The sequence below is a fragment of the Dactylosporangium sp. NPDC051087 genome (assembly GCF_055586325.1).
The window spans coordinates 318,531-336,413 of sequence record NZ_JBVJIJ010000011.1 but is presented as its reverse complement, the minus strand read 5'-3'; the positions used below and the strand labels follow the sequence as shown (position 1 = coordinate 336,413).

Genomic DNA, 17,883 nt, shown 5'->3' with positions numbered 1-17,883 from the left:
CGAATCGACCGGAGGCAGGGACGAGCGAACGTATGAGCACGTGATTGTCGACGGTGGCGCGGTTCCCGACGTCAAGGTCTGCCTGCTCGAGGCCGGGCCCCTGCGCACGCGGCCGGCTCGTGCGCGACGGCATGGGCGACGGGCGTGGAGCCGCGGGTGCCCGGCATCGAGGGCCCGCGGGGCACCGGCGCGGCGGTGTGTGCCGCGACGCCGAAATGCCTGTCCGGCTCGGCCAGGGCCTGCCACCCGCGGCCGAGCTGCCGGCCGTCGGCGAGGTCCGGGTGACAGGGGGCGACGGCCGGCGTCGAGCTGGTGGCCGCGCACGTATGCCGACGCCGTCGGTGCGCGGTCCGTTTCTCCTGCCGGCGGCGAGCGAATCGGAGATTTCCTCATATCGATCGAAAGATCATTTCGAAGGCGCGGCCGGCACGACCACGTATTGACCTGGCTCGGCGGCCCGGCGCGCGATGGTACCCTGACGCAATGCGACCTCTTCGGTTCTCCATCAACGTCGCTCTGGACGGATGTTGCGACCATCGCGAAATGCCCGGGGGCGAGGAAATCCATCGCCACTATGCCGAGAACATGGCTCGTGCCGATGCGGTCCTCTTCGGCAGGGTCACCTACGAGATGATGGAGGCGGCATGGCGGCCGCCGGTCGAGCCGGGGACGAGGGATGAATCGACGGAATTCTTCATCCGGACGATCGGCGCGGCAAAGAAGTATGTCGTGTCGAGCACGCTGGAGAAGGCCGACTGGAATGCCGAGATCCTGCGCGGCGATCTGGGGAAGGCCGTCGAGCGGCTCAAGCAGGAGCCCGGCAACGGGTTGTTCGTGGGGAGCCTGAAGCTCGGGACCGCGCTGGCGGAGCTGGACCTGATCGACGAATACGAGTTCGCGGTCGCGCCCAGGCTGGTCGGCCACGGACCGGCCCTGTTCGAAGGGCTGGCGAAGCCGATCGACCTGAAGTTCGTGGGCAAGACGGAGTTCAGGTCGGGTGTCGTCGCGATGCGGTACGAGCCGAGAAGGTAGACCTCCGGCAGCGTTCGGTATGGGATCGGCACCGCGGTCCCGTGCGGGAGCGGTCGGGCGTTCGTGGCCGGCGTCGGGCGTGACCCGGCTGTGGCGTGTGCCGCCCAGGGGGCGCCACCCCCGGTGGTCGGATCGGCGCGCCGGGGGTGGGCGGCTCGGCACCGGCAGGCCCTGCCGGGCAATTCATTTACTGCATCCGATACGTAAGACCGATGTGCGGCGCGCCTTTCCCGGGAATCGCGGCGTTGTCCATGTCGTCATCCCGCCTTCATCTTGAATGGGCCGGTCCCGCATTACGGTCATTCGCGCATCGCGTGCCTTTCCTGCACCAATACTCCCGTCCGGCCCGCGGTGCGGCATCTTCACGATTGCTCTGTCCGTGCAGAGCGTGACCGGTCACCGATGATCGCCGATGCGGCCCGGCGCAGGTGAGAGGCCCGGCCCGGCCGGAAAAAGCGGCTACCCGCAGGCGAATCACACGCCCATCGCACAGTCAATGACTTGTGTCAATCTCACGGCGCCACTACTGTGACATCTCGCAGTGACGCACCGTGATGACACTCAATGGCACGGAGGGCTGATTTGAATCTGCACCGAAAGCTGTTCTCGACCGCGGTTGCCGCCTTGATGGTCGTGCTCACTCCAGCGGCGGCGGGCGCATCCACCGCCGACCATTGCGCCGTTCCCAGCCGGCTCGCCACCGGCTTGTCCGGCGGCTCCGGCAGCACCATCGGCCCCGACGGGGCGCTCTACGTCACGGAACGCTGGTCCGGCGAGATCTCGCGGGTGGACCGGCGCACCGGAGCCGTGACCACCTACGCCACCGGCCTGCCGCTCCCGCTCGGTGAACCCGGCGGCTCGATGGACGTCGAGTTCCTCGACGGCAAGGCCTATGTCCTGGTCACGCTCGTCGCATCGGACATCGGCGGCACCGAGGTCGTCGGGCTCTACCGGATGGACGGCCCGAGCACCTTCACGGTCGTCGCCGACATCGGCACCTGGAACATCGCTCATCCGCCGACCTCGGAATACGCGGTGCCCACCGGGGCCCAGTACGCGCTGCAGGCCTTCCGCGGCGATTTCCTGGTCACGGACGGCCACCTGAACCGGGTGCTGCGCGTCACCCGTACCGGTGGAATCTCGGAGGTCGTGGCCTTCGGCAACATCGTCCCGACCGGCATCGCTGTGCGCGCCAACACGGTCTACATGGCCGAGGCCGGCCCGGCCCCGAACCTGCCGGAGGACGGCAAGGTCGTGTCGTTCGACGCCCGGTCCCCCCAGCCGAAGCAGGTGGCCTCGGGTGGGCGGCTGCTGGTCGACGTGGAGTTCGGCCGCGGGACCAAGCTCTACGCCCTGGCGCAGGGCTTCTTCCCGCCGGGCAACCCGCACGGGTCGCCGGCGTTGCCGAACACCGGTCAGCTGCTGCTGACCAAGCCGGACGGCACCTTCGCCGTCGTCGCGGAGGGGCTGAACCAGCCGACGTCGATCGAGATCGTCGGGAACACCGCGTACGTCATCACGCTCGGCGGCGAGGTCTGGACCGTCGGCCTCTGACCGTTCAGGCGGTAGCGCATCTCCGCAAGCGATCCCACGGTCCGGCCGGACCGTGGGATCTGCGCTGCCGTCCACCCGCCGGGTCGTGGGCGCGGTGCCTCACCGTCCGGAGGACCGCTCGCCGCCGTGCACCGGTCCGGCGCCGCGGCGGGCGGGGTTCGTCGTGCTGACGATGACCGTCTCGGTGGGCCCGGCCAGGTACTGCGGCGGATCGCCGGAGCCCTGCCGGGGTGCGGCGTCGTGGTCGTGCGGCGCGCAGGCGTCCCGCGCCCGGGGCCGTGGCAGCAGGAGCAGCGCCGCGGCGAACGCGAGCACGGCGGCGCCCAGAACGACGACGAACGCGCCCCGGAGGCCGGCGGCCGGGTCGACGGCCGGCACCGCCCGGTCGCGGACCGCGAGGACCGTGGACAGCGCGGCGAGACCGATGGCTCCACCGGCGCTGAACGAGGTGTCGGCGATCTGCGACGAGGACGGGGACTGTGCCCCTGTCATGGCGGTCACCACGGCGATCTGCCCCGCGATGAACGTCGTCCCGGTGCCCGCCCCGAGCGCCAGCAGGCCGGCCACCACCCCGCCGACGCCGGAGGCGACGGCCAGCACGGCACACCCCGCGGCGATCAGGGCGAGTCCGGTCGCCGCCGCGGCGCGCAGCCCGAGGCGGACGGCCAGCGCCTGCCCGGCAAACGATCCGACGACCATCGTGCCGGTCATCGCGATCATCGTCAGGGCGAAGTCCATCGGGGTCAGGCCGAGCCCCTCCTGCAGGTGGAGCGCGAGCGTGAGGGACGTCCCGTCGACCGCCACGCCGGCCGCCCCCAGCACGGCGATGACACCGAGGCGCAGCCCGGGCCGGACCCGCCGCGGCGGTCCCGCGGCGCGCGCCGAGAGCAACGCGTACACCGTGAACGCGGCGGCGGCGGCGAGCATCAGCACGATCGTGTGGGCGCTCGCCCAACCGGTCGTCGCGGTGCCGGTGACCGCGACGGCCAGCAGGACGAGCGCGCCGGTGAGCGTCACCGCCGCGATCGTGCCGAGCGGGCGCCGGATGCTCGGGTCGGGGCTGTCGCGCAGCAGGAACGGGCCGGCCACCGCCAGTGCCAGGCTCACCGGCGCGCTTCCCAGGAAGATCCATCGCCAGCCGGGGCCGGCGAGGACCAGGCCGCCGATGATCAGGCCCGCCGTGCCGGCCGACGCGCCGACGACGGTCCAGATCCGCAGCGCTGTCGCGCGTCCCGGACCGTTGTCGAAGGTCATCGCCAGCAACGGCAGGACGGTGGGCGCCGCGATCGCGGCGGCGAGCCCCTGGACCGCCCGGCCGGCGACGAGCATGCCGGGGGACGAGGCGAGCCCGCACAGCAGTGCGGCGGCGGCGAACAGGCCGAAACCGGCGACGAATGCGCGCCTGCGGCCCACCCGTTCGGCGAGCCGGCCACCCCACAGCAACAATCCACCAAAGGTGAGCAGGTAGGCGGCCATCACCCAGTGAATACCGCCGGTGGAGAAGCCGAGTCCTCGGCGGATGCCGGGGAGCGCGACATAGACGATCGTCCCATCGAGCAGCAGCAGGAGAAAGGCCGAGCCGAGCAAGAACAGGATCCACCGACCGGGCCGATCCCGCCGCATGCCCTGGACCGGGGAGGAGTTTCGGTTTTTATCCACCATCAATCGCTCCCAGACGTCCGCAGCTGCCGCGGGAGAGCATCGCGGCTCCGGAAAGGCCAAGACGTGGCGGGCGACGTATGTCGATGCCCTGGATATCAGCGCGTGACGTCCGCCAACACTGTACAGCACTTAGTTCGAGAAAAAAACCGACCGGTAGCCAAAACAACATTGACGCTGTTGCCCGGATGAAGAGTCCGCCGATCAAGGGCGAACTCTGTTGTTTATCCGGGTCGTCATGATAGCCGCCGGATGGCAGTTCGTCGCGTCACTCCGGTGGCCGGGACTCGTTATGTAGACGGACACCGATGTGGGTGAGGGTGCCGGGGCTGTTCGCGTGTCCGCGGGCCCGGACGCCGGCCACGGAGTTGATCAGGGTGTCCGCGCGGAAATGCAATCGGGCGGCGGCCGCCGGGAAGCGGCCGGCCGATTACCGCCTGCACCGTCCGGTCGCGGTGGTCAGTCGTTGCGGCGGGTGGTCACCTCCGCCGGCGCCACCGGACCGCCGCAGCCGGTGCAGACGAGCCGGCTGTGCACCGCGCCGCCGCAGCCGCTGTGCACCGCGACCCGGAACGGTTCGCCGTCGACGAAGTGCCGGTCGCCCCATTCCATCAGCGCGACGATGACGACGGTCAGTTCGCGGCCCCGTTCGGTCAGCAGGTACTCGTGGCGTAACGGCCGGTGCTGGTACGGAACGCGGACGAAGATGCCGTTGCGCACGAGTCCGTTCAGCCGGTTGGCGAGGACGTTGCGGGCGATGCCCAGGCTGGTGAGGAACGCGTCGAAACGGGTCGAGCCGAGCAGGGCGTCCCTGAGGATCAGAAGATTCCACCGCTCACCCACGACGTCGAGCGCCTGGGCCACGGAACAGGTCCGACCCCCGCGGGTCCGGCTCGCCATCCGCCCATGGTATCGCCGATCGGCGGACGTTGATCTCACAGTTTCGGTGACCTGCGGCGGGCCGTCTCACCCGGCGGCGGCCGGGCCCGGCTCGGCAGCCCGGAAGATGCCCGGCCGCCCGGGCCCGTCGGACGATGTTGGGGCCACCCGGGCACGGCGGCTCATCACCCTGGCCGACCGCTCCCACTGACGACGGCCTCGGCCGGAGGCGAATCGATGCGTATCTCGGACCTCAGCCGGCGCAGTGCAGTGCCGGTCGGGACGATCAAGTACTACCTTCGGGAACGGGTGCTGCCCCCGGGCACGCCGACCGCCCGCAACCAGGCCGAGTACGGCGACGAGCACCTGCGGCGGCTGCGGCTCATCCGGGCGCTCACCGGCCTCGGCCGGATGGACCTCGCGTCGGTGCGGGACCTGCTGCCGCTCATCGAGCACGACCGTGTCCCGCTGCGGGACCTGTACGAGGCGGCCAACCGGGCCGGTGTGCCGGAACCGGCGCCCGTGGCCGACACCGGGTCGCTCGAGCGGATCCGGGCCGGGGTGGACGCGTTCATCGACAGGCAGGGCTGGCGGGTGGCGCCGGACGCGCCGGGACGCGACACGTTCGTCCGGGTGGTCGCCGCGTTGCAGGACCTCGGCTGCCAGCTCGACATCGACTTCTTCGCCCCGTTCGCGGCGGCCGCGCAGCAGGTCGCGGTGCGGGAGCTCGACCTGCTGCCGGCCGACGGCCCGGTCGACCGGGACGCGGCGGCGGCCCGCACGGTGCTGTTCGAGGTCGCCCTCGGCGCGCTGCGGCGCCTGGCGCAGGAACATCACCTGGCCCTGCGCCAGGGCGGTCACCGCGACGGGCCGGGGTCATGAGCGGGCCGCGGCGCCGCGCCGGGGGCCGCCGATCCCGTGGTCAGGCCGCGGAGCCGGACGTTTCGTGTGCCGTGGCGAGCGTGTCCCCGCGGTGGCGCGCCGCCGCCAGGGCCGCCCAGGCCGCCAGCCGGATCAGCCCGGCGTCGTCGTGCCCTCCGGCCCGGACCTCCGCCACCAGGGTGTCCGGCACCCGGTACGAGGCGAAGGCGACGAGCAGCGCCAGCCGCCCGGCGGGCCGGTCCGGCGCGGACAGGCCGGCGACGCGCGCGTCGAGCCGTCCGGACGCGTCCGCGAGCCCGCCCAGGGGAGCGGACCGCTCGTTCAGGCACTCGTGGACCAGGTCACGGACGGCGGCCGGCACCGCCCGCTCCCCGGCGTCCTCGATCACCGTCGCCGCGCCCGCCATGGCGGCCGCGACGTGCGGCAGTCCCGCCGCCCACCGCAGGTCGGCCGGCAACTGCCGCGCGGTGCCGGCGGTGGCCGGCAGCAACGCCAGGGACTGCCCGGCCACCGGCTCCCGGCCCGCGAGGCGCCCCATCAGCCGTGCCGCCACGGACTGGGCGCCGCCGAGCAGCGCGGTGGGCACCGCCCCGAAGGGGGAGTCCTGCAGGAAGACGTTCACCATGCGGTTGAGGTAGTGGAACGTGACCGCCACCCCGATCAGCTCCGGCGCGAGCACCGCCGGCAGCGAGGACGGCAGGTCGCCGCCGAGCCCGCGCACCGCCGTCCGGTGGACGTCCACGCAGTACGGGCACGAGTTGGCCGCGGACACCGCGGCGGCCACGCGTTCGCGCTCCAGGCGGCTCGTCGTGCCGGACACGAGCAGGTTCTCCCGCACCACGCACCAGACGGCGGCGAGCACCTCCGGCGCGGCGGCGTGCAGGGCGACCGGTGGCGCGAGCAGGCCGAAGTCGCGTTCGACCTGCTCGTACACCTGACGGACCGGCACCGGCGCGGCCTTCGGGTGCACCGCGGGGACGTGCCGCAGATGCGACAGGGTGGCCCGCCGCGTCAGCCGGGCGATCGTGCGGCTCATGACCGCAGGCGGGCGACCGCGCGGCGGCCGGCGGTCTCGCCGTCCGGGGACGGCGCGCCGTACGTCACCGCGACGCCGCGCTCCTGCAGCGCCCGCACGATCCCCGGCATGGCCCGCTCGGCCAGCGCCGCGATCGTCGAGGCCGGGTTGACCGTCAGCGCGCCGGGGACCGCGGACCCGTCGGTCACGAAGATGCCGGGGTGCCCGCGCAGCTCGTGGCGGTCGTCCAGCGCCGAGGTCGCCGGGTCGTCGCCGATGCGGCACGACGCGAGCGGATGCACGGTGTAGGCGCCGACCAGGTCGTTCGTCCACGGCATCACGCGGGACAGCCCGTCGCGCTCGAGGATGTCCTTGATGTCGGCGTCGGCCAGCGACCAGCCGCGCCAGGTGTTCTCCGTCGGCCGGTACCGCAGCGGGCCGTGGCCGAGCATCTGCTGCGAGAAGCGGTGGGCGTTGCCGGTCTCCGGCGGCGGGCCGAAGACACCCTCGTTGTCGTCCTCGGACATGATGAAGATGGTCAGCCACGACTGCCAGCGGCGCAGCATCTCCTTCTTCTCCCGGCCGAACCAGCTGGGGTTCGCGTCCGGCACCTGGGCCAGGATCGTGCCCAGCGCGGGCGGGAAGTAGAGCTGCTCGAGCGAGTAGCGCTCGAACTCCGGCAGTGTGCCGTCGAGCCGGTCCCAGCTGGCCACGGTCGGACCCCGGCCGATCTGGTACGCCTCGTACGCCCGCCCGTCCGGCCGCGACAGCTTGAGCACCTCGCGGACCCGGTCCTCGTCGAACACCGCGGTGTTGAGCCGCTCGCCGTTGCCCGAGAAGTAGCGCCCGACGGCGTGCGGCAGCCGGCCCAGGTGGGGCTCCGACCGCTGCAGGATCACCGGGGTGGCGCCCGCGCCGGCGGCGACCACGACGATCTTGGCATCGATCGTCCCCGCGTCGTGCAGGATCCGGTAGTCCTCCGCGTCGACGACGCGGTAGTGCACCCGGTAGCTGCCGTCGGCGTTGCGGGTCAGGTGCTGCACCTCGTGCAGCGGCCGGATCTCGGCGCCGTGGGCCAGCGCCGCCGGCAGGTAGTTGAGCAGCAGCGAGCGTTTGGCGTCGAAGCGGCAGCCGGCCATCATCCAGTTGCAGTTCGTGCACATGTCCACGTCGATGGCCGACGGCGCCGGGTTGGCGGTGCGGCCGGCGTGGTGGCAGGCGGCGGCGAACAGGCCGCCGGCGTAGGGGACCCGGTCCCACGTCTGCTGGGTCACCGGCAGCGCCTCGGCCACCCGGTCGTACCAGGGGTCGAGGGCGTCGCGGTCGATGGCGGCGGGCCACATGCGCCGCCCGATGCTGCCTTGGCGCTCGAAGACGAACCGTGGCGCCCTGGGCATCGTGGCGAAGTAGACGACACTGCCGCCGCCCACGCAGTTGCCGCCCAGCAGGCTCATGCCGTCACCGATGACGAAGTCGAACACCCGGGTGTACGACGCGCCCAGCTTGAAGTCGTGCTCGAACTCGTCGGCCTGCAGCCACGGGCCGCGCTCGAAGACCTTCACCCGGGCGCCGCCGGCGGCGAGGTGGTAGGCGGCGATCGCACCGCCGAACCCGCTGCCGATGACCAGGACGTCGGTGGATTCTGTGACCGTCATGCCGGGCTCCCCGTGGCCGTGGTGGATGGGTGGAGGTTCGCGAGCGGACGGCCGTAGGAGAACGCGGGGAACCGCCAGAGCCCGTCCGGATCCGGCGTCGCGTACCGCATGGCGAGCAGGCCCGGATGCCCGGCGGCCAGCGCGTCCACGGTGTGCATGTGCGGCGCGCTGTCGAAGGCCATGTTGCAGAACAGCGCGAGACCGACCCACAGCTGCTTGTCCGGGTGGTCGGGCCGGGTCAGCTCCTGGACCAGCGCCGTGCGGGCCTCGAACGGCAGGGCCACGAACGGCGGCAGGTCCGGGTCGAGGGTGAGGCCCACGGCGTCGGCGTGGTCCCGGGCGTACCCGTCGAGCTCCAGGCAGATCGTGTCGAGCGCCGGTGCCAGCCCGCCGGCGGGGTGCTCGAGCAGTTCGATCGCGCCGCTCGCGACGGCGCCGCCGCCGGTGTCGGCACCGGCGATCGCGGGGTCGTCGGCGCCGCGCTTTTCGCCCGGGACGATGGTGTCGGCGAATGCCTCGAGAACCATCGTGCGTATCCGCCGTTCCGCCGCCTCTTCGGAGTCCACGGCACGCTCCTTCACAAAGGTCGGGATGTCGTTTCCGGATGGGGGCCGACGGAAGTCATGGTGGTATCAGCAGGGCCTCCGCGTCCATCTCCCGTGTTGCGCTGATCAGCGGAAAATGGCGACCTTCACTTTCCGCTTTCCATTTATCGCGATGTCCTGAGTTGATTTATTCACACCCTCGGCGGCGACTTTGAATCACCGCAAGGCAGGAGAACCGCCAGCCCATAAATGCGTAACAATGAGGCCTCAGGCTAGACCGGAGAAGACGATGAGCGCTTGTAACAAGCTTCGCCGCCGAATTATGACCTCCGATGCGCGGTGCGGATTTCACCGCAAGGACGAACAGGCCCGCGGCATGCCGGTGAGCGAGGCGGCACGGTTGACCGGCGAGGCACGGACCGGGCTGTCCGCCGGCGCCGTCCTGCCCGCCCGCGAGATCTGGCGCCGGCGCGTCAGGAGCGCCTTCGTTCCCGTTGGTAGCGACCGAAAGCCGAGTGAGCGATGACCAGTATTGCCGTGGTCGGGATGGCCTGCCGCTACCCCGACGCGCGTTCGCCGCAGGAACTGTGGGAGAACGCCATCGCGGGCCGCCGGGCGTTCCGGCGGCTCCCCGACGTCCGGATGAACCATGACGACTACTGGGACGCGGACCCGGCCGCCCCGGACCGCTTCTACGCGCGCAACGCCGCCGTCCTGGAGGGCTACGAGTTCGACCGGGTCGCCTACAAGGTCGCCGGCAGCACGTACCGGTCCACGGACCTGGCGCACTGGCTGGCGCTGGACACCGCCGCGACGGCGCTGGCCGACGCCGGGTTCCCGATGGGTGAGGGCCTGCCCCAGGAGCGGACCGGGGTGATCGTGGGCAACACCCTGACCGGCGAGTTCTCCCGCGCCAACCAGATGCGGCTGCGCTGGCCGTACGTGCGGCGGACCGTGGCGGCGGCGCTGCGGGCGGAGGGGTGGGACGACGAGAAGCTGTCCGGCTTCCTCGCCGCCTATGAGACGGCGTACAAGAGCCCGTTCCCGCCGTTGGACGAGGACACCCTCGCGGGTGCGCTGTCGAACACGATCGCCGGGCGCATCTGCAACTACTTCGACCTCAAGGGCGGCGGCTACACCGTCGACGGCGCCTGCTCCTCGTCGCTGCTGTCCGTGGTGACCGCGTGCCGCGCGCTGCTCGACGGGGACCTGGACGTCGCGGTCGCCGGCGGCGTCGACCTGTCCATCGACCCGTTCGAGGTCATCGGCTTCGCCAAGACCGGCGCGCTGGCGACCGGCGAGATGCGGGTCTACGACCGTGCCTCCAACGGGTTCTGGCCCGGCGAGGGCTGCGGCATGGTGGTCCTGATGCGCACCGACCGGGCCGTCGAGGCCGGTCACCGGATCTACGCCTCGGTGGCCGGGTGGGGGGTCTCCTCCGACGGCAGCGGCGGCATCACCAGGCCCGAGGTCGACGGCTACCGGCTCGCGCTGCGCCGCGCGTACGCCCGGGCCGGCTTCGGCGTCGACACCGTCGGGCTCTTCGAGGGACACGGCACCGGCACGAAGGTCGGGGACGCCACCGAGCTGCGGGCGCTGTCCGCCGCCCGGGAGGCGGCGAACCCCGGGGCGCCGCCGGCCGTCATCGGCTCGGTCAAGGGCATGATCGGGCACACCAAGGCCGCCGCCGGGGTGGCCGGGTTCATCCGCGCCGCGATGGCCGTGCACCACGAGGTGCTGCCCCCGAGCGTCGGCTCCGTCGACCCCCACGAGATCCTCACCGCCGACGGGGCCCAGCTGCGCACGCTGCGCAAGGCCGAGCCGTGGCCGGCCGCGACCAAGGTGCGGGCGGGTGTCACCGCGATGGGCTTCGGCGGCATCAACACGCACATCGTGCTCGAACGCCACGGGCCGCGCCGGTCCGTGCCCGACCGCCGGGTGCGGGCCCTCGCCGCCTCCGCCCAGGACGCCGAGCTGCTGCTGGTGGACGCCGCCTCGGCGGAGGAGCTCGCCGCCCGGCTCGCCGAGCTGAGCGCCTTCGTCCCCGCCGTCTCCTACGCGCAGCTGTCCGACCTGGCCGCGACGCTGCACCGCGACCTGCGGGACCGGCCGTTCCGGGCCGCGGTCGTCGCCTCGTCACCGCAGGAGGCCGAGCAGCTGCTGACCGCGGCCCGCGAGGCCGTCGAGTCCGGCGAGGCGACCCTGATCCGCCCGGACGGCCGCTTCCTGCTCGGGCACGTCAGCGGACCGGCCCGGATCAGCTTCCTCTTCCCGGGGCAGGGCTCCGGGCGCGGCGTCAGCGGCGGCGCGCTGCGGCGGCGGTTCGCCGAGGTCGAGGACGTCTACCTGCGCGCCGCGCTGCCGGCCGGCAGCGACGTCGTCGCGACCGAGGTCGCCCAGCCGCGCATCGTCACCGGGTCCGTCGCCGGGCAGCACGCCCTGGCCCTGCTGGGCATCAGGGCGTCGACCGCGATCGGGCACAGCCTCGGTGAGATCGTGGCCCTGCAATGGGCCGGCGCCATGGACGAGGACACCCTGCTGCGGGTCGCCGGCCTGCGCGGCCGAACCATGGCCGGGCACAGCCGGGCCGGCACGATGGCCGACATCGGGGCGCCTCCCGAGGCGCTCGACGCGATCATCGCGAGCCTCCCCGTGGTCGTGTCCGCCTACAACGGGCCGCATCACACCGTCGTCTCCGGGTCGGTCGAGGCGGTCGAGGCGGTCTGCCGCAACGCCAGGGCGGCCGGGCTGAGCGCGACGCGGCTGCGGGTCTCGCACGCCTTCCACTCCCCGCTGGTGGCCCCGGCCGCGGACGCCTTCGCCGGCGCCCTCGCGGGCGAGACCTTCCACAACGTCGGGGCCCGGGTCGTCTCCACCGTCACCGGTGACGTGCTGCCCGCCCGGACCGACGTGCGTGACCTGCTGCGCCGCCAGATCACCGACCCCGTCCTGTTCAACCAGGCCGTCGCGCTGACCGCCAAGAACACCGACCTGTTCGTCGAGGTCGGGCCCGGCCAGGTCCTCACCGGGCTGGCCGGCACGGTCACCGACGTCCCCGTGGTGGCGCTGGACACCGACAGCGAGTCGCTCACGAGCCTGCTCCGGGTCGCCGGCGCCGCGTACGTCACCGGTGCGGCACCCGCCCCGGCGGCGCTGTTCGACGGGCGGCTCGTGCGGCCGCTGGAGGTCGGCGCCACGTTCTCCTTCCTGGCCAGCCCGTGCGAGCAGGCGCCGGAGCTGAGCCCGGCGATCGAGCGCGGTCCCGCCGTGGCGGCGCCCGCCGCCGTCGCGGACCCCGGCGGGCCGGGCAAGGAGTCCACGCAGGACCTGCTGCGGCGGCTCACGGCGGAGCGCGCCGAACTGCCGCTCGACCTGGTCGGGCCGGACAGCCGGCTGCTCGACGACCTGCACCTCAGCTCGATCACGATCGGCCAGGTGGTGAACCAGCTCGCCCAGCGGCTGGACGTGCCGCCGGCCCAGCTGCCGATCAACTTCGCGACCGCCACCGTCCGCGAGCTGGCGGAGACGATGGAGGCCCTCGCGAGCACGGCCCGCGACAGCGACACCGCCGCCGCGCCGGCGGTGGCCGGGGTGGCCTCCTGGGCCCGGCCCTGGCGGGTCGACCTCGACGAGCAGCCGCTGCCGGCGGTCCCCGCCGACGCCACCGCCAAGAACGGGCCGTGGCACCTGCACGCCGGCCCGGACCACCCGTTCGCCGCGCGGCTTGCGAGCACGCTGGAACTGTCCGGGCTCGGCGGCGGCGTCCTGGTCTGCCTGCCGCCCGACTGCACGGAGGAGCAGCTGGAGCCGGCCCTGCGGGGAGCCCAGCAGGCCCTCGCCGCCGGCAGCACCCGCTTCGTCCTGGTCGGCCACGGCCGCGGCGCGGCGGCGATCGCCCGGACGCTGCACCTGGAGGCGCCGTCGGTGCTGGTCACCGTCGTGCACGTGCCGGCCGCCGAGGCGACGGTCGAGCTGGTGGTGAAGGAGGTCGCCGCGACGACCTCCTTCACCGAGGTGCACCACGACGGCGGGGTCCGCCGGGTCCCGACGCTGCACGCGATGCCGGTGCGCCCGGGAGCCTCGGTGGCCCCGCTCGGCGCGGACGACGTCCTGCTGGTCACCGGCGGGGGCAAGGGCATCACCGCCGAGTGCGCCCTCGCCCTGGCCACCGACAGCGGTGCCGGGCTGGCGGTGCTGGGCCGCTCCGACCCCGCCGAGGACGGCGAGCTGGCGGCCAACCTGGCCCGGATCGCGGCGGCCGGCGTCACCGTGCGGTACGCCCGTGCCGACGTCACCGACCCCGCGGCCGTGCACCGGGCGGTGCGGGAGCTGTCCGCCGAACTCGGACCGGTCACCGCCGTCCTGCACGGCGCGGGCCGCAACGAACCGGCCGCGCTGACGAGCCTGGAGCCGGCCGCATTCCGCGCCGCCATGGCGCCGAAGGTCGACGGTCTGCGGGCGGTGCTCGACGCGGTCGACCCGTCCCGGCTGCGGCTGCTCGTGACGCTCGGCAGCATCATCGGCCGGGCGGGCCTGCGGGGCGAGGCGCACTACGCGACCGCCAACGACTGGCTGGCCGAGGAGACCACGGCCTTCGCCCGGGCGTACCCGGACTGCCGCACCCTGTGCCTGGAGTGGTCGGTCTGGTCGGGGGTCGGCATGGGCGAGCGGCTGTCGGTCGTCGAGTCGCTCAACCGGGACGGCGTCACGCCCCTCACCCCCGATCAGGGCATCGCCCTGCTGCGCCGGCTGGTCGCGGACACCGCGGCACCGGTCGTGGTGGTGATCAGCGGGCGCACGGGGAGCATCCACACGGTCCGGTACCACCAGCGGTCGCTGCCGCTGCTCCGCTTCGTCGACCGGGTGCTGATCCGCTACCACCAGGTCGAGCTGGTGGTGGAGACGGAGCTGAACGTCGGCACCGACCGCTACCTCGCCGACCACGACCTCGACGGCAACCTGCTGTTCCCGGCCGTGTTCGGGATGGAGGCCATGGCTCAGGTGGCCGCGGCCGTCTCGGGCGCCGACGTCGTGCCGGTCATCGAACGGGCGGAGTTCCTGCGGCCCATCGTCGTCCCGTCGCACGGGCACACGAGGATCCAGGTGGCGGCTCTGGTGACGGACGACGACACCGTCGAGGTCGCGATCCGCAGCGAGGAGACCGGCTTCGCCGCCGACCACTTCACCGCGCGGCTGCGCCTCGGTGGCGACACCGTCCCGGAGGGCCCCCCGGACCAGGTTCCGGACGGGCTGGCGCCGGCCCCGATCGCGCCGCCGCAGGACCTGTACGGCGTGATCCTCTTCCAGGGCGCCCGGTTCCAGCGGCTCCAGCGGTACCACCGGGCCGCCGCCCGCCACGTCGACGCGGTCGTGGCGGCGGACGACTCGACGGAATGGTTCGCCCCGTACGTCTCCCCGACGCTGCTGCTCGGCGACCCCGGTGTCCGCGACGCGCTCATGCACGGCAACCAGGTGTGCGTGCCGCACGCCACGCTGCTGCCCGCCGGCGTGGAGCGGATCCATCCCGGCGGGGCGAAGCTCTCCGACGCTCGCGAGCTGCGCTACTGCGCCACCGAACGGGAGCGCGACGGCGACACGTACGTCTACGACATCGCCCTGCGCGACGAGGCCGGCGTGACCGTCGAGCGCTGGGAGGGGCTGCGGCTGCGGGCGGTCCGAAAACAGGACGGCACCGGGCCGTGGGTGGCGCCGCTGCTCGCCCCCTTCCTCGAACGGGGGCTCGGCGAGCTGGGCCTCACCGGCGTCTCGGTCGCGATCGAGACCGCCGCGCCCGCGCCGGAGGACCCGGCGCAGCGGACCGCCGCCCGCCGCCGGACCAGCGCGGTCGCCGCCGGGCACGCGCTCGGCCGGCCGGTCGAGATCACGTACCGGCCCGACGGCAGGCCCGAGGTCGCCGGCGAGCACACCGTGTCGATCGCGCACGGCGCCGGGATCACCCTCGCCGTCGCCGCGGAGGGCGTCCTCGGCTGCGACGTCGAGAGCGTGGCGCCGCGCGGCCCGCAGGAGTGGCAGGGGCTGCTCGGCCCGCACGCGGGGCTGGCGGAAATGCTGGCCGGCCACCCGGGCGAGACCCCGGACCTCGCCGCGACCCGCGTGTGGACCGTGGTGGAGGCGATGCAGAAGGCCGGGCTGCCGATGCACGGACCGCTCGTCCTGGCCGGCACGGAGCGTCCCGGCTGGGTGCTCTTCGGCGCCGGCGGCGCCCGGGCCGCCTCCTTCGTCACCAGCCTGCGCGGCGGCGAGGGGCACGTCGTGATCACTGTTCTGGCTGGTGCGGAGGGATGAGCATGGAGAGCTACTACGAGCTGCGGCACACCGTCGGGTTCGAGGAGACCAACATGGTCGGCAACGTCTACTACGTCAACTACCTGCGATGGCAGGGCCGGTGCCGGGAGATGTTCCTCAAGGACCGGGCGCCGGCGGTCCTGGAGGACCTGCAGGCCGACCTCAAGCTCTTCACGCTCAAGGTCGAGTGCGAGTTCTTCGCCGAGCTCACCGCGTTCGACGAGATCGCCGTCCGGATGCGGCTGATCGAACTGGCGCAGACGCAGCTGGAGTTCGGGTTCGACTACGTGCGCACAGGCGCGGCCGGCGAGACCCTCGTCGCCCGGGGGACCCAGCGTGTCGCCTGCATGCGCGGCCCGAACAACCGGACCGTGCCCACCAGGGTTCCGGAGGCGCTCGAGAGCGCCCTCGAGCCGTACGCGGCGGTCGGGGGGCGGCGATGACGACCTTCGACACCGAAGCGGTGGCCGACCAGGCGCAGATGCGTCGCGTGTACGGCGCCTTCGCCACCGGCGTCACGGTGCTCAGCGTCGGCGGGGACGAGCCGCACGCCATGACCGCGAACTCGTTCAGCGCCGTGTCGCTCGACCCGCCGCTGATCCTGGTGTGCGTCGACCGGGACGCCCTCATGCACCAGGCGCTCAGCCGCACCGGCAGCTTCGGCGTCTCCGTGCTGGCCGCCGATCAGGAGGCCGTGGCCCGCCACTACGCCGACCGGCGCCGCCCGCTGGGGAAGGAACAGTTCGAGTTCGCCGACTGGCGGCCGGGCGCGAGGACGGGCGCACCGCTGCTCGCCGGCGCCGTCGCCCACATCGAGTGCGAGGTGTGGCGGTCGTACGACGGGGGAGACCACACGATCTTCCTCGGCCGCCCGCGGGGCATGTGCCGGTACGGCGACGGCGACGCCCTCGTCTTCCTCGGCGGCCGGTTCCACCGCCTCGACATGGCGCCGTCCGCGGTGGTGACGTCATGACCGCCGCCGTCACCCCGCGGACGCTGAACGGGCCGTCGCGCGCCGCCGCCGTCAGCATGCTGATCATGATGGGCCGCGACCGCCTCGGCATGATGACCTCGGCGGCGGACCGCTACGGCGACGCCGCACGGCTGCCGGTCGGGCCGAAGGAGCTCTACTTCTTCAACCACCCCGGCCACGCCAAGCACGTGCTCGCCGACAACGCGGCCAACTACCACAAGGGCATCGGCCTGGTGCACGCCCGCCGGGCGCTCGGCGACGGGCTGCTCACCAGTGAGGGCGAACTGTGGCGCAAGCAGCGCCGGGTGGTGCAGCCGGCGTTCCAGAGCCGCCGCATCGCCGACCAGGCCGGCGTCGTCGCCGAGGAGGCGGCCGCCCTCGTCGGGCGGCTGCGCACGCTCGGCCGGGACGGGCCGGTGGACGTGCTCCACGAGATGACGGGCCTGACGCTCGGCGTGCTCGGGCGCACCCTGCTCGACACCGACCTCGGCCGCTTCCCCACGATCGGCCGCGACTTCGCCATGGTGCAGGACCAGGCCATGTTCGAGCTCGCGTCGCTGAGCGCCGTGCCGCCGTGGGTGCCGCTGCCGCGCCAGCTGCGGTTCCGGCGGGCCCGCCGCCGCCTGCAGACGATCGTCGACCAGCTCGTCGACGAGCGCGGCGCCGTCTCCGGCGACCGCGACGACGTGCTGTCGCGGCTCATCGTGTCCGCCCGGGCCGAGCCCGACCCCCGGGTCGGCCGGCAGCGGCTGCGGGACGAGCTGGTGACGCTGCTGCTCGCCGGGCACGAGACCACGGCCAGCACGCTCAGCTGGGCGCTCTACCTGATCGACAAGCATCCCGACGTACGCCACCGGCTGCGGGAGGAGGCGGTCACGGTGCTCGGCGACCGGCTGCCGACCTTCGAGGACCTGGGCCGGCTCCGGTACACGGCGATGGTCATCGACGAGGTCGTCCGGCTGTACCCGCCGGTGTGGATCCTGCCGCGCAAGGCGCTCGCGGAGGACATGGTCGGCGGGTACCGCGTGCCCGCCGGCGCCGACGTGCTGATCTGCCCGTACACGCTGCACCGGCACCCGGACTTCTGGGACCGCCCGGAGGAGTTCGACCCCGAGCGCTTCGACCCGGTCCGGGCCACCGACCGCCCGCGGTACGCCTACATCCCGTTCGGCGCGGGACCGCGGTTCTGCGTCGGCAACCACCTCGGCCTGATGGAAGCCGCGTTCGTGCTCGCGATGCTGACCCGGGACCTGACGCTCACGAAGGTCGCCACGCACGAGGTCGTGCCGGAGCCGATGTTGTCGCTGCGCATGCGCGGTGGCATGCCGATGCACGTGAGCTCCGCCGACTGAAGGACAGACCGGGTGACCGCGGACCGCCGTC

At 73.1% G+C, this 17,883-nt stretch carries 12 protein-coding genes; 7 read left to right on the top strand and 5 right to left on the bottom strand.

The window, feature by feature from the left end; genetic code table 11:
- The first annotated feature begins 483 nt into the window (after positions 1-483).
- A complete protein-coding gene (locus tag ACZ6TV_RS22995) occupies positions 484-1,032 on the top strand; it encodes a dihydrofolate reductase family protein (RefSeq protein WP_465299259.1) in 549 nt (182 codons plus the stop codon).
- A gap of 582 nt (positions 1,033-1,614) precedes the next feature.
- Positions 1,615-2,586, top strand: coding sequence for a ScyD/ScyE family protein (locus tag ACZ6TV_RS22990; protein ID WP_465299258.1), 972 nt, complete (start codon positions 1,615-1,617; stop codon positions 2,584-2,586).
- Positions 2,587-2,685: 99 nt separating this feature from the next.
- On the opposite strand, the gene ACZ6TV_RS22985 is transcribed toward ACZ6TV_RS22990, so the two are convergent.
- Both ACZ6TV_RS22985 and ACZ6TV_RS22980 read right to left on the bottom strand, forming a co-directional pair.
- Positions 2,686-4,173: an MFS transporter gene (locus ACZ6TV_RS22985; protein ID WP_465299257.1), complete on the bottom strand. Its 1,488-nt coding sequence runs from the start codon at positions 4,171-4,173 to the stop codon at positions 2,686-2,688.
- Positions 4,174-4,704: 531 nt separating this feature from the next.
- Positions 4,705-5,145: a winged helix-turn-helix transcriptional regulator gene (locus ACZ6TV_RS22980; protein ID WP_465299256.1), complete on the bottom strand. Its 441-nt coding sequence runs from the start codon at positions 5,143-5,145 to the stop codon at positions 4,705-4,707.
- 216 nt (positions 5,146-5,361) lie between these two features.
- Between ACZ6TV_RS22980 and ACZ6TV_RS22975 the strand changes: the two genes are divergently transcribed.
- On the top strand, positions 5,362-6,006 hold the full coding sequence (locus ACZ6TV_RS22975; RefSeq protein ID WP_465299255.1) for a MerR family transcriptional regulator: 645 nt from the start codon (positions 5,362-5,364) through the stop codon (positions 6,004-6,006).
- A 40-nt stretch (positions 6,007-6,046) separates the two neighbouring features.
- On the opposite strand, the gene ACZ6TV_RS22970 is transcribed toward ACZ6TV_RS22975, so the two are convergent.
- From ACZ6TV_RS22970 to ACZ6TV_RS22960, 3 genes are read right to left on the bottom strand one after another with little or no spacing between them, the layout of a single operon-like run.
- The gene (locus ACZ6TV_RS22970) at positions 6,047-7,042 is read right to left on the bottom strand and encodes a carboxymuconolactone decarboxylase family protein (RefSeq protein ID WP_465299254.1); all 996 of its coding nucleotides are present in this window, start codon (positions 7,040-7,042) and stop codon (positions 6,047-6,049) included.
- A complete protein-coding gene (locus tag ACZ6TV_RS22965) occupies positions 7,039-8,676 on the bottom strand; it encodes a GMC family oxidoreductase N-terminal domain-containing protein (RefSeq protein ID WP_465299253.1) in 1,638 nt (545 codons plus the stop codon). The genes ACZ6TV_RS22970 and ACZ6TV_RS22965 overlap by 4 nt, the downstream gene beginning before the upstream one ends.
- Positions 8,673-9,242, bottom strand: coding sequence for a DUF5987 family protein (locus ACZ6TV_RS22960; RefSeq protein ID WP_465299252.1), 570 nt, complete (start codon positions 9,240-9,242; stop codon positions 8,673-8,675). The genes ACZ6TV_RS22965 and ACZ6TV_RS22960 overlap by 4 nt, the downstream gene beginning before the upstream one ends.
- A 501-nt stretch (positions 9,243-9,743) precedes the next feature.
- Here ACZ6TV_RS22960 and ACZ6TV_RS22955 point away from each other — a divergent pair.
- From ACZ6TV_RS22955 to ACZ6TV_RS22940, 4 genes are read left to right on the top strand one after another with little or no spacing between them, the layout of a single operon-like run.
- Complete coding sequence (locus ACZ6TV_RS22955) at positions 9,744-15,527, top strand: type I polyketide synthase (RefSeq protein ID WP_465299251.1); 5,784 nt, start codon at positions 9,744-9,746, stop codon at positions 15,525-15,527.
- Positions 15,528-15,529: 2 nt separating this feature from the next.
- Entirely contained in the window at positions 15,530-15,970 is a 441-nt protein-coding gene (locus ACZ6TV_RS22950; protein ID WP_465299285.1) for an acyl-CoA thioesterase, read from the top strand.
- Positions 15,967-16,500, top strand: a complete 534-nt coding sequence (locus tag ACZ6TV_RS22945) for a flavin reductase family protein (protein ID WP_465299250.1) — start codon at positions 15,967-15,969, stop codon at positions 16,498-16,500. Before ACZ6TV_RS22950 ends, ACZ6TV_RS22945 begins: the two co-directional genes overlap by 4 nt.
- Complete coding sequence (locus tag ACZ6TV_RS22940) at positions 16,497-17,852, top strand: cytochrome P450 (protein ID WP_465299249.1); 1,356 nt, start codon at positions 16,497-16,499, stop codon at positions 17,850-17,852. The genes ACZ6TV_RS22945 and ACZ6TV_RS22940 overlap by 4 nt, the downstream gene beginning before the upstream one ends.
- The last annotated feature ends 31 nt before the right edge of the window (positions 17,853-17,883 follow it).